Consider the following 19,660-nt stretch of genomic DNA (forward strand, 5'->3'; position numbering starts at 1 on the left):
GCACAAGCCCCTAGAGTGAGTTCATCGTTTGGAACCCACTCTTTGATGGAGGTATTGATGACACAGCGCGATGTGGTTTTCCCGCCTGGACGCCAGGCACTTTATGAGCGCAATCGCTATTCGCCGGCGATTCGTTCCAATGGTTTTCTGTTCGTTTCGGGACAGGTTGGTAGCACCGAAAACGGTTCGCCGGAGCCCGACCTGGAAGCTCAGGTTCGGCTGGCATTCAACAACCTGAAGGCGATACTCGCCGCGGCCGATTGCAGCTTTGACGATGTGGTGGACGTCACGGTCTTCATGGTCGACCCCGAATCGATCTTCGAACGGGTCTGGAGCGTCGTGCCCGAGTTCTGGGGCAGCGCGCCGCATCCGACACTGACGGCGGTGGGCGTGACGTGGCTGTATGGGTTTCAGTTCGAGATCAAGGTGATTGCCAGGTTGCCTGAAACCACCCTATAGGTCAGCTTGCATCAATGTTGACTGTGCCGCCGTCATCGCGAGCAAGCTCGCTCCCACAGGGGGGGCTGTGCAGGTAGAAAAATCGAAGTCACCACCGACCAATGTGGGAGCGAGCTTGCTCGCGATAGCGGTGGGTCAGTTTGCATCAACGTTGGCTGTGCCGCCGTCATCGCGAGCAGGCTCGCTCCCACAGGGGAATTAGGATGGTGGTGTTTCGCCGACTAGCCTTTCACCGCGGCTTCAATCGCGGCAATGTCGATCTTGGTCATCGTCATCATGGCCTCGAAGGCACGCTTGGCGGCGGCTTTGTCGGGACTGGCGATCGCTTCAAGCAACACACGAGGGCTGATCTGCCATGACAAGCCCCACTTGTCCTTGCACCAGCCGCAGGCGCTCGCCTGGCCGTCGTTGTCGATGATCGCGTTCCACAAGCGGTCCGTTTCGGCCTGGTCATCGGTTGCTATCTGAAATGAAAAGGCCTCGTTGTGCTTGAACACCGGCCCGCCGTTGAGGCCGACGCAAGGGATGCCGATCACCGTGAACTCCACAGTGATCACGTCGCCCTGCTTGCCGGAAGGATAATCACCCGGGGCATGATGGATGGCGTTCACCGCACTGTCGGGAAAGGTTTTTGCGTAGAATTCTGCCGCTTCCTGGGCGGAGCCGTCGTACCAGAGACAAATCCTGTTTTTATTGTTCATTCCGGTTCTCCGAAAGGGACTGGACGATAAAGTCTAGCAGCCTGCCCGGAAACTGGAAAAAACCTGCCAACCGGTCGAGCCGAAGCGTTTTTCCAGGGCCTTGCTCGCCACCGCACTACCTTGATCTATACTGCTGCGGCGCAGCATTCATGGAGCGGACGCCGTGGCCAAGTGCAAAATCCTGATCTGGAACACCCAGCACCTGAACAACCAGGCCGGCGGCAAGATGAGCGATGCCTACCAGGAAAAACTGGCCACGCTCAAACAGGTCCTGCAACAGGACAACCCCGACATCGTCGCCCTGTTTGAAGTGGGCAGCACCGGCAATCCCAATGATCGCCTGGTCAATGACCTGAGCCAGCAATACATCCTCAAGTCATCCCTCGACCAGGACGGTGGACTGCGCAAAAGCACCACGCTGGGTTCCATGGTGTTTGTGCGCACGGACAGGGCCAACGAGTTCAGGGAACGCTACATCTTGCCGCTGGGCCCGGAAGCCAGGCGCGCCACCTTGTTGCTGACCGACGATAACGGCAACACGTTCGCCTTCTGCCATGCCAATGCCTCCAGAAACGCCTGGCCGCAGATACTGGGGGACATGCAGGAACTCGGTTCTATCCATGAAGGCGACTTTCAACGCCTGGTATTTTTCGGCGGCGACCTCAACACCCCCTATAGCTCGGCCCCCAAGACAATCTCCGCTTACCGTGGCACAACCAGGATGAGCGCGGTGTTCCCCGAAGGCAGCGGCTTCACGCACGTCACCATCCGCTCCACCGAAACCCAGGCCAGAAAGGAATACAAGAAGCTGGACGAGGTGAGTCGCTTCTATACACCTATCGACCAATACGTCTCGAGCCTGCTGGGCAGTGACCTGGGCTACGGTAGTTTCGCCATCCCCTCACAGTTGGACTACGCCTACGTCCATGAAGGCGTCGTGGCGCGTGGATACTGCGAAGCCGCGGTGCAGATCAAGAAGTCCTTGCTGCATGATCGCCAGCTGATTCGCAATGCCGAAGGACTCAAGATGCAGGGGCACGATGAAGTGCTGCGTTTTTTTCGCGGACAGGTGTTGCGCAGCGATCATTACCCGGTGCTCTACGACCTGCAGTATTGAACGCGACTAGACACTCGCCTCCTCTGCATGATTGACCATCCAGCGAATCATGCTCGCCAGCGGCACCCGGTAATGCCGCGCCGTACACTCGCTGGTCTTCTCGTGGCAGTACAACTCGACGTAGCGACTGAGCAGCACATGACGGCCGTCCTCGGTCAACCGCAGTTCGACTTCACGGCAATGCAATGCATCCTGGCCGAGCTGTCTTATTCGCCGTTGCAAGACCAGCGCCTGGTTATTCATCGGCAGCGGCTCCATCCTGGCACTGCGGGTTGTCCTCCACCACCGCCCCCAACTTCCCTTGCGCGACAAAATCGGCACGCCGCTGCGCCGTGGCATCGCGAAGCGCCGCGTAGTAATCCGGTTCGGTCTGCAACTCGTCGGTCAGTGGCAATGCCTCGGCACGGCCATCGACAACGCCGCCGACGGTGTTGATCGTGCCCAGGGTGTCGACGGTGCTGCTGTTGTCGCCGAACGGGTCGACGGCAAAACTCAGCACTTTACCCGTCGCGTCCCGCAGGTTGGCGCTGCCCAGCAGCGGCAGTTCCACGATGGGCCCGGGGGCGAGGTTCCAGACGCCGAAGGTCTGGCCGAAATCGGCCTTGTGGCGCTCGATGCCCAGCTTGCCCGAGACGTCGATCAACCCGACGACGCCCGCGGTGGTGTTGATGACGAAACGGCCCAGGGTGTTGACCGAGCGTTGGGCGTTGCCTTGCAGCAGGTCGTTGATGAACACCTTGGGCTCGCCGAAGTTCGCCACGAAGTTGTGGACGCCGGCCTGGAACATCTCCGGCAGCTTGAGATAGCCACGGGCAACCGGCGCCAGCGCATAGTCATCCACGGTCCGGTTGAACGCGAAGATGCCGCGATTGACCGGTTCGGCGGGATCATAAACGCTATAGCTCGCGCTTTCACACGACCCCGGCGTTGCTGCCGGCGTGCTGGAGCAACCGCTGGCGAGTGCCGTCAATACAACCACAACGGTGGAACGAACAAACAACGGAGCGGGCTTGGTGATCGGCATACAGGGTGATCTCGGCGAGGGATAGGGTGTTGGCTGGCTGTTAACTGACTGACATCGAGGCCATCCTGCCGCTGTTTTTTTGCCCGAAGATTTCCAGAATATTGCCCGCCGGCAACTTTATTGCCGGATTGAAATATATGACGCAGGCCCTGGATTGACCCTAGTATTCCCCCTGTATTCATTACCCTGCGTGCCCACCGTGAGCCATTTACTACTGGTGGACGATGACCTCGAAGTCCTCGCCCTCTTGCGCAAGTTCCTCGAACAACATGGCTACAGCGTGGATGTGGCCGCCGACGGCAACGCGCTGTGGCAGGCGGTGGCGCGCCGGGTGCCGGACCTCATCATCCTCGACGTCATGCTGCCGGGCGACAACGGCCTGGTGCTCTGCCAACGACTGCGGGCCGAGCACACGGTCGGCATCATCATGCTCACCGCCATGGGCGAATTGAGCGACCGCGTCGTCGGCCTGGAGCTGGGGGCGGACGATTACCTGACCAAGCCGTTCGACGCCCGCGAGCTGTTGGCCCGGGTGCGTGCCGTGCTGCGGCGCACCGGTGAAGCCAGGGACACGCTGAAGGACTCATCCCGGCCGATCCTGGAGTTCGAAAACTGGCAGCTGGACGTCACCCGTCGCGAACTGCGCTCCCCGGACAAGGTCATGATCCCGCTGTCGGCCGGAGAGTTCGAATTGCTGCTGGTGTTTGCCGAACACCCGCGCCGGGTGCTGACCCGCCAGCAGTTGCTGGACCTGGCGCGCGGTGAAACCTTCGAGGCGTTTGACCGCAGCATCGATGTCCAGGTCAGCCGCCTGCGGCGCAAGTTGGAGACCGACATCACGGGTACGTCGATGATCCGTACCGTGCGCAACAGCGGCTACCTGTTCAGCCCCCACGTGGTGAAGCTATGAAGCCCTCGCGCTCGGGCAATCATCAACCACGGGACACAGTGGCGCGCTGGATCGCCCTGACCACCATGATCGCCATGCTGACCTTGTTGGCCCTCAATGAGCTGTTCAGCCTGCTGGCCGGTGCTTGGGCGCGCCCTCCCCTGATGGAAACCGGCCTGATGGAAAAAGCCGCCGCCATCACCCGCATCATCGACTCCGTCGCCCCCGGACAGCGACCCGCGATTGCCCAAGCCGCCAGCGACCAGGTGTTCAACGCGCAATGGTTGCAGCGGCATGAAGAGGCGCGGTTGCCAGTGATCGACGACCCGGAGTTCAGTGAGGGCTCGGCGTTTCTGCGCCAGCAACTGGGCCGACCAGACGCCAGGATCGAAGCCTACGAACCGGGCGACTGGCCGGCCAATCAACCCGACGCACGCTACGCGGTGATCATCGAATTGGCCGACCATTCATGGGTGATCTTCTCCGTGCCCTCGCGTAGTTGGGGGCTGGGGGAATGGGCGCGCAACGGGATCATCATCGCGCTGATCCTGCTGTCGACATTGATCGTCGCGCTGATCGCCACTCGACATCTGGCGGCCCCGCTGGAACGTTTTGCCGAAGGTGCCCGGCGCTTTGGCGTCGACCACCAGGCGCCACCGATTCCGGTCATCGGCCCCCATGAAATCCGCCAGGCGATCCTCGCCTTCAATGCCATGCAGGCCCAGCTCAAGCACTTTCTACAGGACCGCACGCAGATGCTCGCCGCCATCTCCCATGACTTGCGCGCGCCGTTGACCCGCATGCGCCTGCGCGGGGAGTTCATCGAGGATGCCGAGCAACAATCGCGCTTGTTCAGGGACGTGGACGAGATGCAGGCGATGGTCAATTCAGCCCTGGAATTCTTCCGCGACGATGCCCGGCTGGAACATGCCACCGCGTTCGACCTGGCCGAGTTGCTGCACACCATCGTCGATGACCTCAAGGACGCCGGCACCGAGGTCGCATTTGAAGGTGCCCAGCGCTTGGTTTATGTCGGCCGCCCCATCGGCATCAAACGCGCCTTGGTCAACCTGATCGACAACGCAATCAAATATGGCGGCGCACCGACTGTTCGACTCGAGGCCGACGTTCACCGTGTGGACATTTGCATTCTGGATCGCGGACCCGGCATCGCCGCCCAACACCTTGAGCAGGTCTTCACGCCGTTCTTTCGCATCGAAGGCTCGCGCAACAAGCACACCGGCGGCGTCGGGCTGGGCCTGTCGGCGGCCCGGGCGACGGTGCTGGAGCATGGCGGCACGCTGACCCTGAGGAATCGACGGGGTGGCGGGTTGGAGGCCAGGGTCTCGCTGCCGCTTGACTGAAGTGCCCGATGTATCGATCCGCTCTAAACAATCAGCGCCTTCCTCGGTAGGATGTCCGGCCTTTGCGACCTGGACCCTGCCCCCCGGAAGGCGCTCTTGTTTGTATCGCCCGGCTCCAAGCCACCGCTCGCGCTCACGACAGACAGGAATCGACGGAGCCAAACCAAGGAATTCACCGATGATTCTTATCATTTATGCGCACCCCTACCCCGACAAATCGCGGGTCAACCAGCAGATGCTCCAGCGAGTGTCGAACAACCCGGACGTAGTCGTACGTTCGCTCTATGAGCTTTACCCCAACTTCGATATCGACGTCGAGGCGGAACAGCGAGCGGTGGAGCAAGCAGAACTTGTCGTCCTCCAGCACCCGATGTACTGGTACAGCACACCGCCCCTGCTGAAACTGTGGATCGATAAGGTGTTCACCCACGGCTGGGCCTACGGTAAAGACGCCGTCGCTCTCAAAGGCAAGCGCATGCTGTGGGCCGTCACCACCGGTGGCGATCACGCGCATTTTGCAATCGGCGACTACCCCGTTTTTTCGGCGCTGGCCCAACCTCTCCACGCCACGGCCATTTACTGCGGCATGCGCTGGCTGGAACCGGTGGTCGTGCATGGCGCCTATGCCGCCGACCCTGAGGCCCAACACGCACAAATCGAACACTATGGCGCTCGCCTGGCCGCCTGGAAGGAAGATTGAAATGGAGACGCACAGCCTGATTGAAATGCTGATCTACCTGGCCTCGGCGACGCTGATCGTACCGATTGCCGTTCGGTTTGGCCTGGGTCCGGTATTGGGTTACCTGCTGGCCGGGTGCATCATCGGCCCATGGGGGCTGAAGCTGATTACCGATGTGAAGGCCATTCTGGAATTCGCTGAAATCGGCGTGGTGCTGATGCTGTTCATCATCGGCCTTGAGCTCGACCCCAAACGGCTCTGGGCCCTGCGCAAGATGGTGTTTGGTGGTGGCGCCCTGCAGATGCTCGCCTGTGGCGCTGCCATTGGCTTGTTCTGCACGGCCCTTGGCCTGAACTGGACGGCAGCGTTGCTGGTCGGCCTGACCCTGAGCCTGTCCTCCACGGCCATCGCCATGCAGGCCATGAGCGAACGCAACCTGACCGCCACCGCCGTCGGCCGCAGCAGCTTTGCCGTGCTGCTGTTCCAGGACATCGCGGCCATTCCGCTGGTGGCGATGATTCCGTTGTTGTCGGCCCACGGCGACACGCCTTCGGGCACGGCGCTGTTGCTATCGATTGGCAAAATCGTCGCCGCCATCGCCATCGTCGTGCTGTTGGGACGCTACGTGACGCGACCGCTGCTGCGCTTCGCGGCACGCTCAGGCTTGCGCGAGATCTTCAGTGCCGTCGCGTTGTTCCTGGTGTTCGGCTTCGGCTTTCTGCTGGAGGAAGCCGGGTTGTCGATGGCCATGGGCGCGTTCCTCGCCGGGGTCCTGCTGGCCAGCTCTGAATACCGCCATGCGCTGGAAAGCGACATTGAACCGTTCAAAGGCCTGCTGTTGGGTCTGTTCTTCATCGGTGTCGGCATGTCGATCGATTTCGGCACCCTGATCAACGCACCGCTGAAAGTCGTCACCCTGACCCTGGGTTTCATCCTGATCAAGCTGCTGGTGATCAAGTTGGCGGGCCGGTTTCTCAACGTCCCCGCCGGCCAGCGCTCCTGGCAGGCGGTGTTGCTGGGCCAAGGCAGCGAGTTCGCCTTCGTGGTGTTCGGTGCGGCGACCGTGGCCGGCATCTTGACCGATCAATGGGGCAAGAGCCTGACCCTGGCGGTGGCCTTGTCCATGTGCCTGACGCCCTTGCTGATCGTGTTGCTGGATCGGTTCGAGTCCGTTGCCAAGAAAAACAAACGCGAATCCGACCTCGTCGATCAGCAGAACCCACGGGTGATCATCGCCGGGTTCGGGCGTTTCGGGCAGATCGCCGGACGTCTGTTGATGTCTTGCGGTGTCGAGGTGGTGGTATTGGATCACGACCCTGACAACATCGAGACGCTGCGTAAATTCGGCGTGAAAGTCTTCTATGGCGATGCCACGCGCCTCGACTTGTTGCATGCAGCCGGCGCGGCCCAAGCGGTGGTGCTGATCAATGCGATCGACGATCGAGAAGACAACCTGACGCTGACCCGGCTGGCCCAGGAGCACTTCCCCGCGTTGCAGTTGATCGTGCGGGCGCGGGACATGGGACACCTCATCATCCTTCGACAGATGGGCGTGGAGGCGGCTGAGCGGGAAACCTTCGAGAGTGCGCTGTCATTGGGTCGCAGTGCGCTGGAGCACATGGGCGTGGGGGCTTACGAAGCGCGCGAGCGGGCAGACCAGTTCCGACGGCTGAATCTCAAGATGCTGGAGGAAATCGTCGCCCAGCCGGAAGATGACCTCAAGTTCCGCCACGATGCCTACCGGCGCGCCAATGCGCTGCTCACGGACATGTTCAACGAAGACCGTGCCCGCCCCGTCGACAACTGGCAGGAACATCATCGCAACGAAACGGAAAAGACGGCCGGTTGACCAGCGTCACACACGCCCGAATTTGCGCCGATACGCCACCGGCGTCAGCCCGGTCAGCGCCTTGAACATGCGCTGCAAGTTGGAGCTGCTGCTGAAACCCAGCTCGGCGCCGATGCTGGCGAGGGGCAGCGAGGTCAATGTCAGGCGTTCGCTGACCTGGTTCAACTTGATGCGCCGGGCGTAGGCCGCGACGGTCTGACCCGTTTCACGGCTGACCTTGCGCGCCAAGGTGCGCTCGGACACCGCCAACTGGCTGGCCAGTGCTTGCACAGTGACCCGCTCGGCCGGCATCTGTTCGATCAACCCACGCAACTGCCGCAACCATCCGCTGGGTTGCTCGATCAGGGCAGTGCCCTGGAACGCCGCATGGGGAATGGCCGGGCGCGGCAGCACCATGAGCCGCGTGATATCGCGCAGTACGTCGCTGCTGACGCTGCGTTCGATGAGCTTTTCGGCGATGGGCAGGTAGCCGTTTACCCCAGACGCGGTCGCCGTGCGCTCGTTGAACACGCAGTTCTGCTCGCTTTGCCAATGGACTTTTCGATACTGCTGCTGCATTGCCTGCGCCAGCCACCAAGTCACCGTCGCGCCCTGCCCGTCCAATCGGCCGGCGGCGGCCAGCAGGCAGACACCGGTGCAATAGGACCAGAGCTGAAGCGATCGGGCATGTTTCGACAGCGCACTCACGAGGGCTGTCTGTTCAGCCAGCAGCGCATTCATCTGCTCGGCCGACTCGGCCCAGAAACCGGGAACCAGGACAGCATCCAGCCCGGCGCTGCCCAACGCCGCTTCCGCCTGCAGGGTCACGCCATGGGCACACACCACCGGCCCGGCCTGCAACGCGATGTAGCGGGCCTCGAACAGCGCCCGCCCTCTTCTGCGGTTGGCGGCATGCAGCAGATCGGCGAACGCGAACAGGCCGGCGGGCATGCAGCCGGGAAATAGAAGCAAACCGATTCGAAGTTTGTTTGTCATGGCCTGAAACGAATCAAAGATGTCAGATCCGGCCATTATGCACACGAGACCGGATCGGCACCATGAAGCGCTCGCTCAACAGGAACGCCTCATGAACATCCAGCAGATCCGCAACGCCACGATCATTCTTGAATTCGGCCCGTATCGCGTGCTCGTCGACCCGATGCTGGCTGGCCAGGGCACGTTGCCGCCGCTTCGCCTGTTTGGCGCCACGCAACGCAATCCGCTGGTGGCGCTTCCGGCCTCGACAGCGCAGGCCCTCGAGACCGTCACCCATTGCTTGATCACCCACTGCCAGAAAGGCCATTTCGACCATCTGGACCGCGCGGCCAAGCGCTGGCTGAGGGAAAAACAGATCCCGGTCATCTGCACGCCCCATGACGCGCCCTATCTCAACAAGCGTGGCTTGAATGTCCAGGCGCTCGCCCAGGCCCATGACCAACCCACCCCATTCCTGGGCGGCACTATTCGCACCGTCCGGTGCACCCACGGGCTGGGCCTGGTGGGCAAGTTGATGGAGCATGGCGTCGGCTACCTGATCGAGCTGCCCGGCGAACCGAGTGTCTACCTCAGCGGCGACACCGTGCTCACCCCCACCGTGTGCGAATTCGTCTTGCGACACCAGCCACAGGTCAGCGTGGTTCCGGCAGGCGGGGCACGGTTCGATATCGGCGGCGACATCATCATGGGCATCGACGAGACGCTGGAATTCACCCGTTTGGCTCGCGGGACCGTGGTGGCCAATCACCTGGAAGCGATCAGCCACTGCCCGACGACACGCAACGCCCTTTCCGCCGCCGCCGCGATGGCCGGTGTCGCAGGCCGGTTGTTGATACCGGAAGATGGCGAGACGTTGGTCTTTCGGGCGGCCTAGGCCAATGCGTCCAACTCGGCCAGCATCGGCGCAGGGATCGTCAGTTCACTCGCCGTGAGATTTTCCCGCAGGTGCGCCAGGGACGATGTACCGGGAATCAGCAGGATATTCGGCGCTCGTTGCAGCAACCACGCCAGGGCCACGCACAACGGCGATGCCTGCAGGTGCGCCGCCACGCTGGAAAGGGTTCCCGATTGCAGCGGTGTGAAACCGCCCAGGGGGAAGAACGGCACATAGGCAATACCCTGCTGGCCCAGGTCAGCGATGAGTTGTTCGTCGTCGCGATGGGTCAGGTTGTAGTGGTTCTGCACACAGATCACCTGGGCAATACCCTGGGCCTGCTTGACCTGCGCGGCCGTGACGTTGCTCAGGCCCAGGTGACGGATAAGGCCCTGGCGCTGCAGCTCGGCCAGTGTCGTGAACGACTCTTCGATGGAGTCTTCGGTGGGCGAATGCAGGTCGCCCCACACCCGCAAGTTGACCACGTCCAGGACCTCCACGCCCAGATTGCGCAGATTGTCGTGGACCGCACGGGTCAACTCGGCTGGGCTGTGGGCGGGGTTCCAGGACGCGTCGGCGCCACGAACCGCGCCGACCTTGGTGACGATGACCAGGTCCTGGGCGTAAGGGTGCAGCGCTTCGCGGATCAGCTGGTTGGTGACATGGGGCCCGTAGAAATCGGCGGTGTCGATGTGGTTGACCCCGCTCGCCACTGCTTCGCGCAGCACAGCGATGGCGGTCGCCGGATCTTTCGGCGGCCCGAAGACCTGGGGCCCCGCCAACTGCATCGCGCCGTAGCCCATGCGATTGACCGTGTGCTCGCCCAGTAAGAAGCTGCCTGCCTTGCCTGCAATGTTCATCTCGTCGCCCTCGGATCAATGTGAGTGGGCCGACTATAGGCGTTGACCATTCTCTTGATAATCAGGTGCAATCAGCACGGGTTGTACGGCGGAGAGAACAATGGCGACGGATATTCAAGACTTGCTGGCCTTTGTGGCCGTGGTCAATGCGAAGGGCTTTCGTGAAGGCGCGCGGCTGAGCGGCAAGTCTGCCTCAAGCCTCAGCGATGCCGTACGCCGGATGGAAAGCCGGCTCGGTGTACGCCTGCTCAACCGTACCACCCGCAGCGTGGTCCCGACCGAGGCCGGTGCCCGGTTGATGGAACGCATCGTCCCGGCCCTGGGCGAGGTCGAGGCGGCGATGGACGTGGTCAACGACTTTCGCGACCGGCCTTCGGGCACCCTCAGGCTGAACGTGCCGGTCAGCGCCGCCCGGCTGGTGTTGCCGGCGATCATCACGCCGTTCCTGAAAAGCTACCCCGACATCCGCCTGGAAGTGGTCACCGAAGAAAGCTTCGTCGACATGCTCGCGGCCGGCTGTGACGCCGGCATTCGCTACGACGAGCGCCTGGAGCAGGACATGATCGCCATCCCTATCGGCCCACGGTTCCAGCGCTTTGCAACGGCCGCTTCACCGGCCTACCTCGACGCCAGGGGCCGGCCCGAACATCCACGGGACCTGCTTGGGCATGCCTGCCTGACGGGCAAGTTTCCCAGCGGCGCCCTGCCCCTGTGGGAATATGAACGTGACGGCGAAACGATGAGCGTCGACCCGAGCGGCCCGTTGATCGTGCGCATCGGCGGCGCGATGGACCTGGCAGTACAGGCTGCGGTGGATGGGCTGGGCATTGTCCATCTGTTCGAGGACTGGTTGCGGCCCTACCTCGACAGCGGCGCCCTCGAGCCGGTACTCGAACCCTGGTGGCAACGCTTTACCGGGCCATTCCTCTACTACCCCGGCCGCCGCTACCTGCCCTCGCCGCTGAGGGCTTTTGTGGATTTCATCAATGCACAACAGCGTGGGAGCGAGCCTGCTCGCGAAGGCCGCAGCACATTCTGCATTGATGCAAGCTGATCCACCGCTATCGCGAGCAAGCTCGCTCCCACAGGGGGTCGGCTGTGTACCCAAAAATCCTGACCTGCCACAAATCCATTGTGGAGGGTTGGTATGAGTCGCCAGCCCCCGCCTCGCCCTCCCAGGCACAACGGCTGGCCGCACGCCTGAACGGCGCGCAACCGCACCTTGAACCGACGATGACAACCCAACGTCCGGTCCAGGGTGGGCTTTGATTCAGGGAGATAAAACCATGTACGTGATCATGGGCGCTACAGGCCACGTTGGCTCGACTGCGGGCCGATCAAGGTACACCTGATCCCCAGGACCTATAGGAATGCAGGAACGACGCAGCAATGGACGGTAAACTGCGGCGGTCCTTTTTCTTTTCCAGCATGAGGCTTTGCATGAGCAACCCAGATATCACGTTTATTCCAGATCCGGATGAGGACTCCATTTCCTCCGACGTCGCCGGTTTCGGCGGCCTGCTGGTTTCCACGCAGATCCCCACCCGCGCCGATGGCAGCCTTGAACTGGGCGACATCAACCTGCAGAGCGAATGCACACTGCAAGCCCTCAAGACCGCCCTGGAAGGCGCCGGCAGTTCCATGGACCGGGTCCTGCACCTGACCATCTACCTGACCGACATGGCGGATCGTGCCGCTTTCAACGAAGTCTACAAACGCTTCTTCGCCAAACCCTGGCCGGTCCGTGCCGCCGTGGGCGTGGCGGCGCTGGCGGTTGAAGGGATGAAGGTGGAAGTGACGGCGATGGCAGCGAAGGGTTGAACTGACCCCGCTCCAACAGACACGACTCCTTTGTGGCGAGGGGATTGGCTGGTAATCGCTTACCAAATCCCCGCCTATACTTCTCTGCCAATCCCCCCCGGGGCCTGCACTTCCAACAATAAAAAGCAGAGGTGGAACATGGTCTGGCAACAAGTCTACGATCCCTTCGGTAATACGGTGCTGTCGACGCTCCTGGCGGCGGTTCCGGTGGTGGTGATGCTGGCGTCCCTCGCGTTCTTTCATGTCAAGGCGCATCTGGCGGCGTTGTATGCCCTGGCCTCGGCGTTGCTCATTGCGATTTTCGCCTTCGGCATGCCCGCCAGCATGGCCGGGTCTGCGGCGCTTTATGGCGCCGCCAACGGGTTGCTGCCCATTGGCTGGATTGTCCTCAACATCATTTTCCTGCACCGGCTGACCACCGAGAACGGCTCATTCAAGGTCCTGCAGGACTCCCTCGCACGCATCACCGATGACCGACGCCTGCAATTGCTGCTGATCGCCTTTTGCTTCGGTGCGTTCTTCGAAGGCGCGGCGGGCTTCGGCACGCCAGTGGCGGTGACCGGCGCGATTCTGATCGGGCTAGGCTTCTCGCCCCTGGCCGCCTCGGGCCTGGCGCTGATCGCCAACACCGCGCCCGTGGCGTTCGGTGCCCTGGGCACGCCCATCATCACCCTGGCCAAAGTCACCGGGCTGGATGAGATGGAGCTGTCGATGATGGTCGGGCGGCAGTTGCCGTTTTTTTCGGTGCTGGTGCCGTTCTGGTTGATCTGGGCCTTCGCCGGGTGGCGCAAGATGCTGGAAGTCTGGCCGGCGATCCTGGTGGCCGGTGTCAGTTTCGCCATCCCGCAGTTCCTGGTGTCGAACTACCATGGGCCAATGCTGGTGGACGTGATTGCCGCGCTGATTTCCATGGCTTGCCTCGCCGGGTTCCTCAAAGTCTGGAAGCCGGCCACGGTGCACACTTCGGCGGCGCTGTCGGGCCGGCACGATGACTCGAAAATCGAAGCGAGCGAGCAACAGCAACCGGTCGCAAGCGGCGCTTTCGCCAGCGACAACCGCCCCGCCGTGCTACGGGCCTGGATGCCATGGATCATCCTCACGGTATTCGTGTTCGCCTGGGGCACCCAAGGCTTCAAGAACATTTTCGACACCCGCCCGGCCATCGACCCGCAGACCCAATCGGCCAAGCTCGATCCCCAGGGCAAACCGATGCGCGAGGCCAACCCGATCTTCTCGCCCCTGGTGACCTTCGGCACCATCCATCAGCAGATCGAGAAGGTCCCGCCCGTGGTGCCCCAGCCTAAAACCGAAGAAGCGGTCTACAAGTTCAACTGGTTCACCGCCACCGGCAGCGGCATCTTCCTGGCGGCGATTCTCGGTGGCTTGCTGATGGGCTATTCCATCCCGCAACTGCTGCACCACTACCTGCGAACGCTCTGGGTGGTGCGCTACTCGCTGATCACCATCGTGGCGATGTTGGCCCTGGGGTTTCTCACGCGCTACTCAGGCCTGGACGCGACCATGGGCCTGGCCTTCGCCGCCACGGGCATTTTCTACCCCATGTTCGGCACCCTGCTGGGCTGGCTCGGCGTGGCACTGACCGGCTCGGACACTGCCTCCAACGTGCTGTTCGGCGGCTTGCAACGGGTGACAGCGGAGCAGCTGGGGCTCAGCCCTGTGCTGATGGCGGCGGCCAACAGTTCCGGCGGGGTCATGGGCAAGATGGTCGACGCCCAATCGATCGTGGTCGCCTCCACCGCGACCCGTTGGTACGGTCACGAAGGCGAGATCCTGCGCTACGTGTTTTTCCACTCGGTGGTGCTGGCGATTCTGGTGGGCGGGCTGGTGACGTTGCAGGCGTATGTGGCGCCGTTCACGCATATGGTCGTCGGCGGACATTGATAGATAGGGACGTGAGGATGTGCTTTTGTGGCGAGGGAGCTTGCTCCCGCTCGGTTGCGCAGCGACCGAAAAAAACGGGGCCGCTGCGCGCCCCAGCGGGAGCAAGCTCCCTCGCCACAGGTAAGCGCCTTTACAACCGGCGCTCACCTACTTTAAAGCAGGGTGTTACTGAACGTTTTTCAGCTTGACCACATCACCGGACACCGAGGTGGTGTAGCCGGTCAGGACCCAGGCCCAGAACCAGTTTTCCTGGACTTGGGTGTTGATCATGGCGTCGCCGCCCTTGGCCTTGATCGCTGCGGTCTGGGCACGCACGAAACGGTTGTTCTGGCGAATCGGGATCACGCCGAACAGCAGCAGGCCGGTGGCCTTGGCTTCGCTGTGGCCGACAACGGTGTATTGGCTGCTGTCGTATTGCTGGGTTTTCATCGCGGTACCGGTGCAACCCGCCAGGGCCAGGCCGAACAGTGCGCAGGCGACAACTTTGCTGATGTGGTTCATTGAATACTCCATGAGAAAACGCCCGGGATCCGTCTCTCGGGCGGCGCGTACTCTAACCGATCAGCAACAAATTGACACACGATAATCCGCCCAATTCAGCGCCTGGAAGGCTCATCGCAGAGCCATCCGTCAGTTGCATCTCCAGCGAAGCAGGCCCTCGTCGATAACATGAAAACTGCGCCACGGAAGGCAGTTCTTGCCTTGACGGCCGATAGGTAACGGCCGGTCCCGTTGGAGGGTTTTATCATGATTGACGTGACTGTCTGGAGCGTAACCCTGCCGGTGCAAACGCCGGCGCAGGTCGTGGCGACCAAAGCCATGCCGACCTTGAAGAACAAGTATTTCGACAATAACGGCCAGAGGATCATCTTCTGGGCGCCCGTCACCGGCTCCCATACCGGTAACAGCAAATACCCGCGTTCCGAACTGCGGGAAACCAGCAGGGACGGGAAACACCGCAACTGGCGCTACAACAGCGGCACCAACACCCTCAAGGGCGAGCTGTCGGTAAACCAGGTGCCTTCCGAAGGCCGCGTGGTAGTCGCGCAGATTCACGCCAAGGATGCGCCGACGCCGTTGTTGAAACTGGTGTACCGCTACGAAAAGGGCATCGGCAATATCGACGTGGAATACCGGATCAAACCCAAGGACAAGAAGAGCCCGGTGATCTATACCGTGACCAAGGTGCCATTGAACAAATCCTTCTCGTACACGCTGCAAATGGACAAGCAAGGCCAGCTCTCGGTGCTGATCGGCAAGAGCGGCAAACAGGTGAAGCTGGACAAGTCCTGGCAGGGCTACAACTTCTATTTCAAGGCCGGCGTCTACACCTTGGACAACAAAGGCTATTCCAATGAAGGCGGGAAAGTGACCTACACCAAGCTGAGCGTCAGTCACAAATGACTGACGCCCAGGGCTGTTTCAGGCCTTTGACGGCGCAACGAGCGCATGCTGGCCACGGAAGGTAAACAGAAAGCAGACCAGCACCAGCAGCGCGAAACCGGCCGGGAACAGCCAGATGCTCTGCCAGTCATGACCGCCAGCCACGACAAAGTAATCGGTCACCTGCCCCGCCACCCAGAAGCCGATCAGCATGCCCACACCATAGGTCGCCAGGGTAATCAGGCCCTGGGCCGAGCTGCGAAAGCGCTCCGGTGCCTTGGCGTCGGTGTAGATCTGCCCCGAGACAAAAAAGAAGTCGTAGCAGATACCGTGCAAGGCAATGCCGGTGAACAGCATGAACGCCAGGTCGCCGTTATTACCGTAGGCGAACAACACGTAGCGCAACGCCCACGCCAACATGCCCACCAACAGTGCCAGCTTGATGCCGAAACGCTGGATGAACAGCGGCAACAGCAGCATGAACAACACTTCGGACACCTGCCCGATGGCCATCTTCGCCGTGGGGTTGGTCATCCCGGTTTCGGCCAGGAACGGGTTGGCATTCTGGTAATAGAACGCCAAGGGAATGCAGATCAGGATCGAGGCGATGAAGAACACCAGGTAGCTGCGATCCTTCAACAGACCCAACGCGTCCAGCCCCAGCAGTTGCTTGACGCCACCAGCGCTGGCCTGTTCCTTGAGCGGCGCCGTGGCCGGCAGCGTAAAGCTGTAGAGTCCCAGGACCAGGGACGCGATGGCCGCCATCAGGAAGGTATTGCGCAAACCGCCTGCCGAGATCGCCTCGCGCGAATCCCAGGCGAACACAAAACTGATCACCACGCCGGCGACGATCCAGCCAATGGTGCCCCACACCCGGATGCGCGAGAACTCCAGCGCCGGGTCGAGCATTTGCCGGAACGCCACGGAATTGACCAGGGCCAGCGTCGGCATGTAGACCACCATGTATGCCAGCACGTACGGGTAGAACACGCTGAAATCCGCCGCCGAATACAGCTGATACAGCAACACCGCGCCGAGCAGGTGCAACACCGCCAGGATCCGTTCGGCATTGAAGTAGCGGTCGGCGATCAGGCCAACGACAAACGGCGCAATGATCGCCCCCCACGATTGCGTGGAAAACGCCATGCCGATCTGCCCGCCGCTGGCGCCCAGCGTGCTGGAGAGAAAAGTCCCCAGGGTGACGAACCAGCCACCCCAGATAAAGAATTGCAGGAACATCATCACGCTGAGGCGTGCGTTCATCGTGGTCATGACAGTCACCGTTTTATTGTTGTTCTTGTGAAAAAAAACTCACCGCTTTTGATACAAAAAGACCTCAACTGTGGGAGCAAGGCTTGCCCGCGATGAACGAAAACGCGGTTCAACGGTTGGACCGCGGCGCGACCATCGCGGGCAAGCCTTGCTCCCACAATGGATTTCCTTGCCATTGGGTTTTGGCCACAGGGTTTTGGGTGGGCGAGTTACCTCAACAGGCCCAACAGCCGCCGGTTGGAATCTTCATCCGCCGTGACACCAGCAAAATCGTCGAACGCCTTGCGAGTCTTGCTGATCATGTGCCGCTGGATGAACGCCGCCCCTTCTGCGGCGCCCTGTTGCGAATCCTTCAGGCAGCACTCCCATTCCAAAACCGCCCAACCGCTGAAATCGTATTGGGTCAATTTGCTGAAGATCGATTTGAAATCGATCTGGCCATCGCCCAACGAACGGAACCGCCCAGGCCGATCGACCCAGCCCTGGTAACCGCCGTATACCCCGGAACGGGCATCGGGGCGGAACTCGGCGTCCTTGACGTGGAACATGCGGATGCGTGCGTGGTAGCGATCGATGAAACCCAGGTAGTCCATCTGTTGCAGCAGCAGATGGCTGGGGTCGTAGAGGATCGCCGCCCGTGGGTGATGATCGACCGCATCGAGGAAGCGCTCGAACGAGGCCCCGTCGTGGAGGTCTTCGCCGGGGTGGATTTCGTAGCACAGGTCCACGCCGGCCGCATCGAAGCAGTCGAGAATCGGCAACCAGCGCCGGGCCAGCTCGGCGAAACCTTGCTCCACCAGGCCCGCCGGGCGCTGTGGCCATGGGTAGAGGTACGGCCACAGCAACGCGCCGGAAAACGTTGCATGAGCCTTGAGGCCCAACCGTTGACTGGCGCGGGCGGCCAGCTTGAGTTGCTCGATCGCCCATTCGGTCCGCGCCTGGGGCTGGCCGCGCAGATGCGCCGGGGCGAAGTCGTCGAACAGCGCGTCGAACGCCGGGTGTACCGCCACCAACTGGCCTTGCAGGTGCGTCGATAACTCGCTGATCTCGACACCGGCCTGGGCACAGGTGGCCTTGAGCTCGTCGCAATAATCCTGGCTCTCGGCGGCCCGGGCCAGGTCGATGTATTGGGTGCCCGACGTCGGCAGTTGAATGGCCTTGTAGCCTTGCGACGCCGCCCACTGGGCGATGTTCGCCAGGGTGTCGAACGGCGCTTCGGCGGACATGAACTGCGCCAGGAAAATGCCTGGGCCGCGCAGGCCGATCGGTGGTGTGTCGAGGGTATTCACAATAGGGATGCTCCGGTTTGCACGGCGGTCCACTTCGCGTCGCCACGGTGGTTGAGGATGGCGGCCTCGATGAATGCCATGCCCCGCAAACCGGTCTCGATGCCTGGCACGCCGGGGGCGTCAGGGCCTTCGACATGGTTGCGAATGGCGTGGGCGAAATCACCGTAGAGGTTGGCCATGGCCTCCAGGTAGCCCTCGGGATGCCCGGCCGGCAGGCGCATGCGCCGCGTGGCCGCCGCGCACAGCCACGGCTGGCCGACACCGCTGCGCAAGATGCGCAGGGGTTGGTCAAAGGCGCGATGGATCAGGCTCGCCGGCTCTTCCTGGCGCCACTCCAGGGCACCCTTGTCACCGTAGACGCGAATCTTCAGCGGGTTCTCTTCGCCGGTGCAGACCTGGCTTGCGATCAACGCGCCGCTGGCACCGCTCCCCATCTTGAACAGCATCGCGGCATCGTCATCCAATTGCCGGCCCGGGATGTGCGTACCCAAGGCGGCGCATAGCTGTTGGATAGGCTGGTCCGCGACGAACTCGGCCAGGGAAAACGCGTGGGTGCCAATGTCGCCGATGCAACCGCCCAGGCCGGACTGGCCGGGGTCGTCGCGCCACTCGGCCTGTTTATTACCCTGGGCGGCGACGTCCTGGCTGAGCCAGCCTTGGGGGTACTCGACCAGCACTTTGCGCACCTGACCGATCACGCCCGAGCGCACCATCTCCCGGGCCTGCCACACCATGGGATAACCCAGGTAGGTGTGGGCCAGGCCATAGAGGCAACGGCTGCCTTGCAGCACTTCCCTGAGGGCCAGCAATTCCTTGAGGTCCAGGGCAGCGGGTTTCTCGCTGAACACATGGAAACCAGCTTTCAAGGCCTGGCTGGCAATGGGTGCATGGAGGTGATTGGGCGTGACGATCACCAGCAGTTCCATGCGCTGATCAAGCGGCAGCAGCGCTTCGGTGTCGAGCATCTGCTGCCAGTCGTGGTAGCAACGCGACGCTGGCAGGCCCAGGGCCGCGCCGGTCTGCCGAGTGTTGTGCGGGTCGCGGCTGAAGGCGCCGCAGACCAGTTCGAAGCCGCCGTCCAGACCCGCGGCCTGACGATGGGCCTGGCCGATGAACGCGCCCTCTCCACCGCCGACGAAGCCCATTCTTATTTTCGGTGCTACAGGATTCATCGCGATTCTCTTCCTGTCAGGATGATGATG

General features: G+C 61.9%; 20 protein-coding genes. 11 read left to right on the forward strand and 9 right to left on the reverse strand.

Annotation, left to right across the window (positions count from 1 at the left end):
- The first annotated feature begins 57 nt into the window (after window positions 1-57).
- Complete coding sequence (locus HU749_RS18685) at window positions 58-459, forward strand: RidA family protein (RefSeq protein WP_014337736.1); 402 nt, start codon at window positions 58-60, stop codon at window positions 457-459.
- A gap of 221 nt (window positions 460-680) precedes the next feature.
- On the opposite strand, the gene HU749_RS18690 is transcribed toward HU749_RS18685, so the two are convergent.
- Window positions 681-1,160 carry a VOC family protein gene (locus HU749_RS18690; RefSeq protein ID WP_046064165.1) on the reverse strand — a complete coding sequence of 160 codons (480 nt, stop codon included), beginning with the start codon at window positions 1,158-1,160 and terminating at the stop codon, window positions 681-683.
- A 163-nt stretch (window positions 1,161-1,323) separates the two neighbouring features.
- Here HU749_RS18690 and HU749_RS18695 point away from each other — a divergent pair, with 163 nt between their 5' ends.
- Window positions 1,324-2,277, forward strand: a complete 954-nt coding sequence (locus HU749_RS18695; RefSeq protein WP_186649868.1) for an endonuclease/exonuclease/phosphatase family protein — start codon at window positions 1,324-1,326, stop codon at window positions 2,275-2,277.
- Between the two features lie 6 nt (window positions 2,278-2,283).
- On the opposite strand, the gene HU749_RS18700 is transcribed toward HU749_RS18695, so the two are convergent.
- The gene (locus tag HU749_RS18700; protein WP_046064163.1) at window positions 2,284-2,520 is read right to left on the reverse strand and encodes a hypothetical protein; all 237 of its coding nucleotides are present in this window, start codon (window positions 2,518-2,520) and stop codon (window positions 2,284-2,286) included.
- Window positions 2,513-3,301, reverse strand: coding sequence for an MlaA family lipoprotein (locus tag HU749_RS18705; RefSeq protein WP_046064162.1), 789 nt, complete (start codon window positions 3,299-3,301; stop codon window positions 2,513-2,515). Before HU749_RS18705 ends, HU749_RS18700 begins: the two co-directional genes overlap by 8 nt.
- Window positions 3,302-3,500: 199 nt before the next feature.
- Here HU749_RS18705 and HU749_RS18710 point away from each other — a divergent pair, with 199 nt between their 5' ends.
- The 4 genes from HU749_RS18710 to kefC all read left to right on the forward strand — a co-directional run bounded on the left by HU749_RS18710 (window position 3,501) and on the right by kefC (window position 8,082).
- Window positions 3,501-4,211 carry a response regulator gene (locus HU749_RS18710; RefSeq protein WP_186649865.1) on the forward strand — a complete coding sequence of 237 codons (711 nt, stop codon included), beginning with the start codon at window positions 3,501-3,503 and terminating at the stop codon, window positions 4,209-4,211.
- Window positions 4,208-5,554, forward strand: coding sequence for a sensor histidine kinase (locus tag HU749_RS18715; protein ID WP_186649863.1), 1,347 nt, complete (start codon window positions 4,208-4,210; stop codon window positions 5,552-5,554). The genes HU749_RS18710 and HU749_RS18715 overlap by 4 nt, the downstream gene beginning before the upstream one ends.
- A gap of 178 nt (window positions 5,555-5,732) precedes the next feature.
- Window positions 5,733-6,254, forward strand: coding sequence for a glutathione-regulated potassium-efflux system oxidoreductase KefF (gene kefF, locus HU749_RS18720; RefSeq protein ID WP_186649860.1), 522 nt, complete (start codon window positions 5,733-5,735; stop codon window positions 6,252-6,254).
- Between the two features lies 1 nt (window position 6,255).
- On the forward strand, window positions 6,256-8,082 hold the full coding sequence (kefC, locus tag HU749_RS18725) for a glutathione-regulated potassium-efflux system protein KefC (protein WP_186649858.1): 1,827 nt from the start codon (window positions 6,256-6,258) through the stop codon (window positions 8,080-8,082).
- 6 nt (window positions 8,083-8,088) lie between these two features.
- On the opposite strand, the gene HU749_RS18730 is transcribed toward kefC, so the two are convergent.
- Window positions 8,089-9,057, reverse strand: coding sequence for a GlxA family transcriptional regulator (locus HU749_RS18730; RefSeq protein WP_186649855.1), 969 nt, complete (start codon window positions 9,055-9,057; stop codon window positions 8,089-8,091).
- Between the two features lie 91 nt (window positions 9,058-9,148).
- Here HU749_RS18730 and HU749_RS18735 point away from each other — a divergent pair, with 91 nt between their 5' ends.
- Window positions 9,149-9,931, forward strand: coding sequence for an MBL fold metallo-hydrolase (locus HU749_RS18735; RefSeq protein ID WP_186649852.1), 783 nt, complete (start codon window positions 9,149-9,151; stop codon window positions 9,929-9,931).
- Here HU749_RS18735 and HU749_RS18740 read toward each other — a convergent pair.
- Complete coding sequence (locus HU749_RS18740) at window positions 9,928-10,791, reverse strand: aldo/keto reductase family oxidoreductase (RefSeq protein ID WP_186649849.1); 864 nt, start codon at window positions 10,789-10,791, stop codon at window positions 9,928-9,930. The two genes, HU749_RS18735 and HU749_RS18740, sit on opposite strands and share 4 nt — an antisense overlap.
- Window positions 10,792-10,891: 100 nt before the next feature.
- Between HU749_RS18740 and HU749_RS18745 the strand changes: the two genes are divergently transcribed.
- The 3 genes from HU749_RS18745 to HU749_RS18755 all read left to right on the forward strand — a co-directional run bounded on the left by HU749_RS18745 (window position 10,892) and on the right by HU749_RS18755 (window position 14,514).
- Window positions 10,892-11,845 carry a LysR family transcriptional regulator gene (locus HU749_RS18745; RefSeq protein ID WP_186649846.1) on the forward strand — a complete coding sequence of 318 codons (954 nt, stop codon included), beginning with the start codon at window positions 10,892-10,894 and terminating at the stop codon, window positions 11,843-11,845.
- Window positions 11,846-12,231: 386 nt separating this feature from the next.
- A complete protein-coding gene (locus HU749_RS18750; protein ID WP_046064156.1) occupies window positions 12,232-12,612 on the forward strand; it encodes a RidA family protein in 381 nt (126 codons plus the stop codon).
- 138 nt (window positions 12,613-12,750) lie between these two features.
- The gene (locus tag HU749_RS18755; RefSeq protein WP_079301344.1) at window positions 12,751-14,514 is read left to right on the forward strand and encodes an L-lactate permease; all 1,764 of its coding nucleotides are present in this window, start codon (window positions 12,751-12,753) and stop codon (window positions 14,512-14,514) included.
- Between the two features lie 165 nt (window positions 14,515-14,679).
- Here the strand turns inward: HU749_RS18755 and HU749_RS18760 are convergent, their stop codons facing one another.
- The gene (locus tag HU749_RS18760; RefSeq protein ID WP_024618534.1) at window positions 14,680-15,015 is read right to left on the reverse strand and encodes a hypothetical protein; all 336 of its coding nucleotides are present in this window, start codon (window positions 15,013-15,015) and stop codon (window positions 14,680-14,682) included.
- A 246-nt stretch (window positions 15,016-15,261) separates the two neighbouring features.
- Here HU749_RS18760 and HU749_RS18765 point away from each other — a divergent pair, with 246 nt between their 5' ends.
- Window positions 15,262-15,918 carry a polysaccharide lyase family 7 protein gene (locus tag HU749_RS18765; RefSeq protein WP_046064153.1) on the forward strand — a complete coding sequence of 219 codons (657 nt, stop codon included), beginning with the start codon at window positions 15,262-15,264 and terminating at the stop codon, window positions 15,916-15,918.
- A gap of 18 nt (window positions 15,919-15,936) precedes the next feature.
- On the opposite strand, the gene HU749_RS18770 is transcribed toward HU749_RS18765, so the two are convergent.
- The 3 genes from HU749_RS18770 to HU749_RS18780 all read right to left on the reverse strand — a co-directional run bounded on the left by HU749_RS18770 (window position 15,937) and on the right by HU749_RS18780 (window position 19,630).
- Window positions 15,937-17,169 carry a nucleoside permease gene (locus HU749_RS18770; protein ID WP_186649844.1) on the reverse strand — a complete coding sequence of 411 codons (1,233 nt, stop codon included), beginning with the start codon at window positions 17,167-17,169 and terminating at the stop codon, window positions 15,937-15,939.
- 209 nt (window positions 17,170-17,378) lie between these two features.
- Complete coding sequence (locus HU749_RS18775) at window positions 17,379-18,458, reverse strand: sugar phosphate isomerase/epimerase family protein (RefSeq protein ID WP_186649841.1); 1,080 nt, start codon at window positions 18,456-18,458, stop codon at window positions 17,379-17,381.
- Window positions 18,455-19,630: a Gfo/Idh/MocA family protein gene (locus HU749_RS18780; RefSeq protein ID WP_186649838.1), complete on the reverse strand. Its 1,176-nt coding sequence runs from the start codon at window positions 19,628-19,630 to the stop codon at window positions 18,455-18,457. Before HU749_RS18780 ends, HU749_RS18775 begins: the two co-directional genes overlap by 4 nt.
- Between the last annotated feature and the right edge of the window lie 30 nt (window positions 19,631-19,660).

It is taken from the genome of Pseudomonas ogarae, from assembly GCF_014268695.2.
Taxonomy (GTDB): domain Bacteria; phylum Pseudomonadota; class Gammaproteobacteria; order Pseudomonadales; family Pseudomonadaceae; genus Aquipseudomonas; species Aquipseudomonas kilonensis.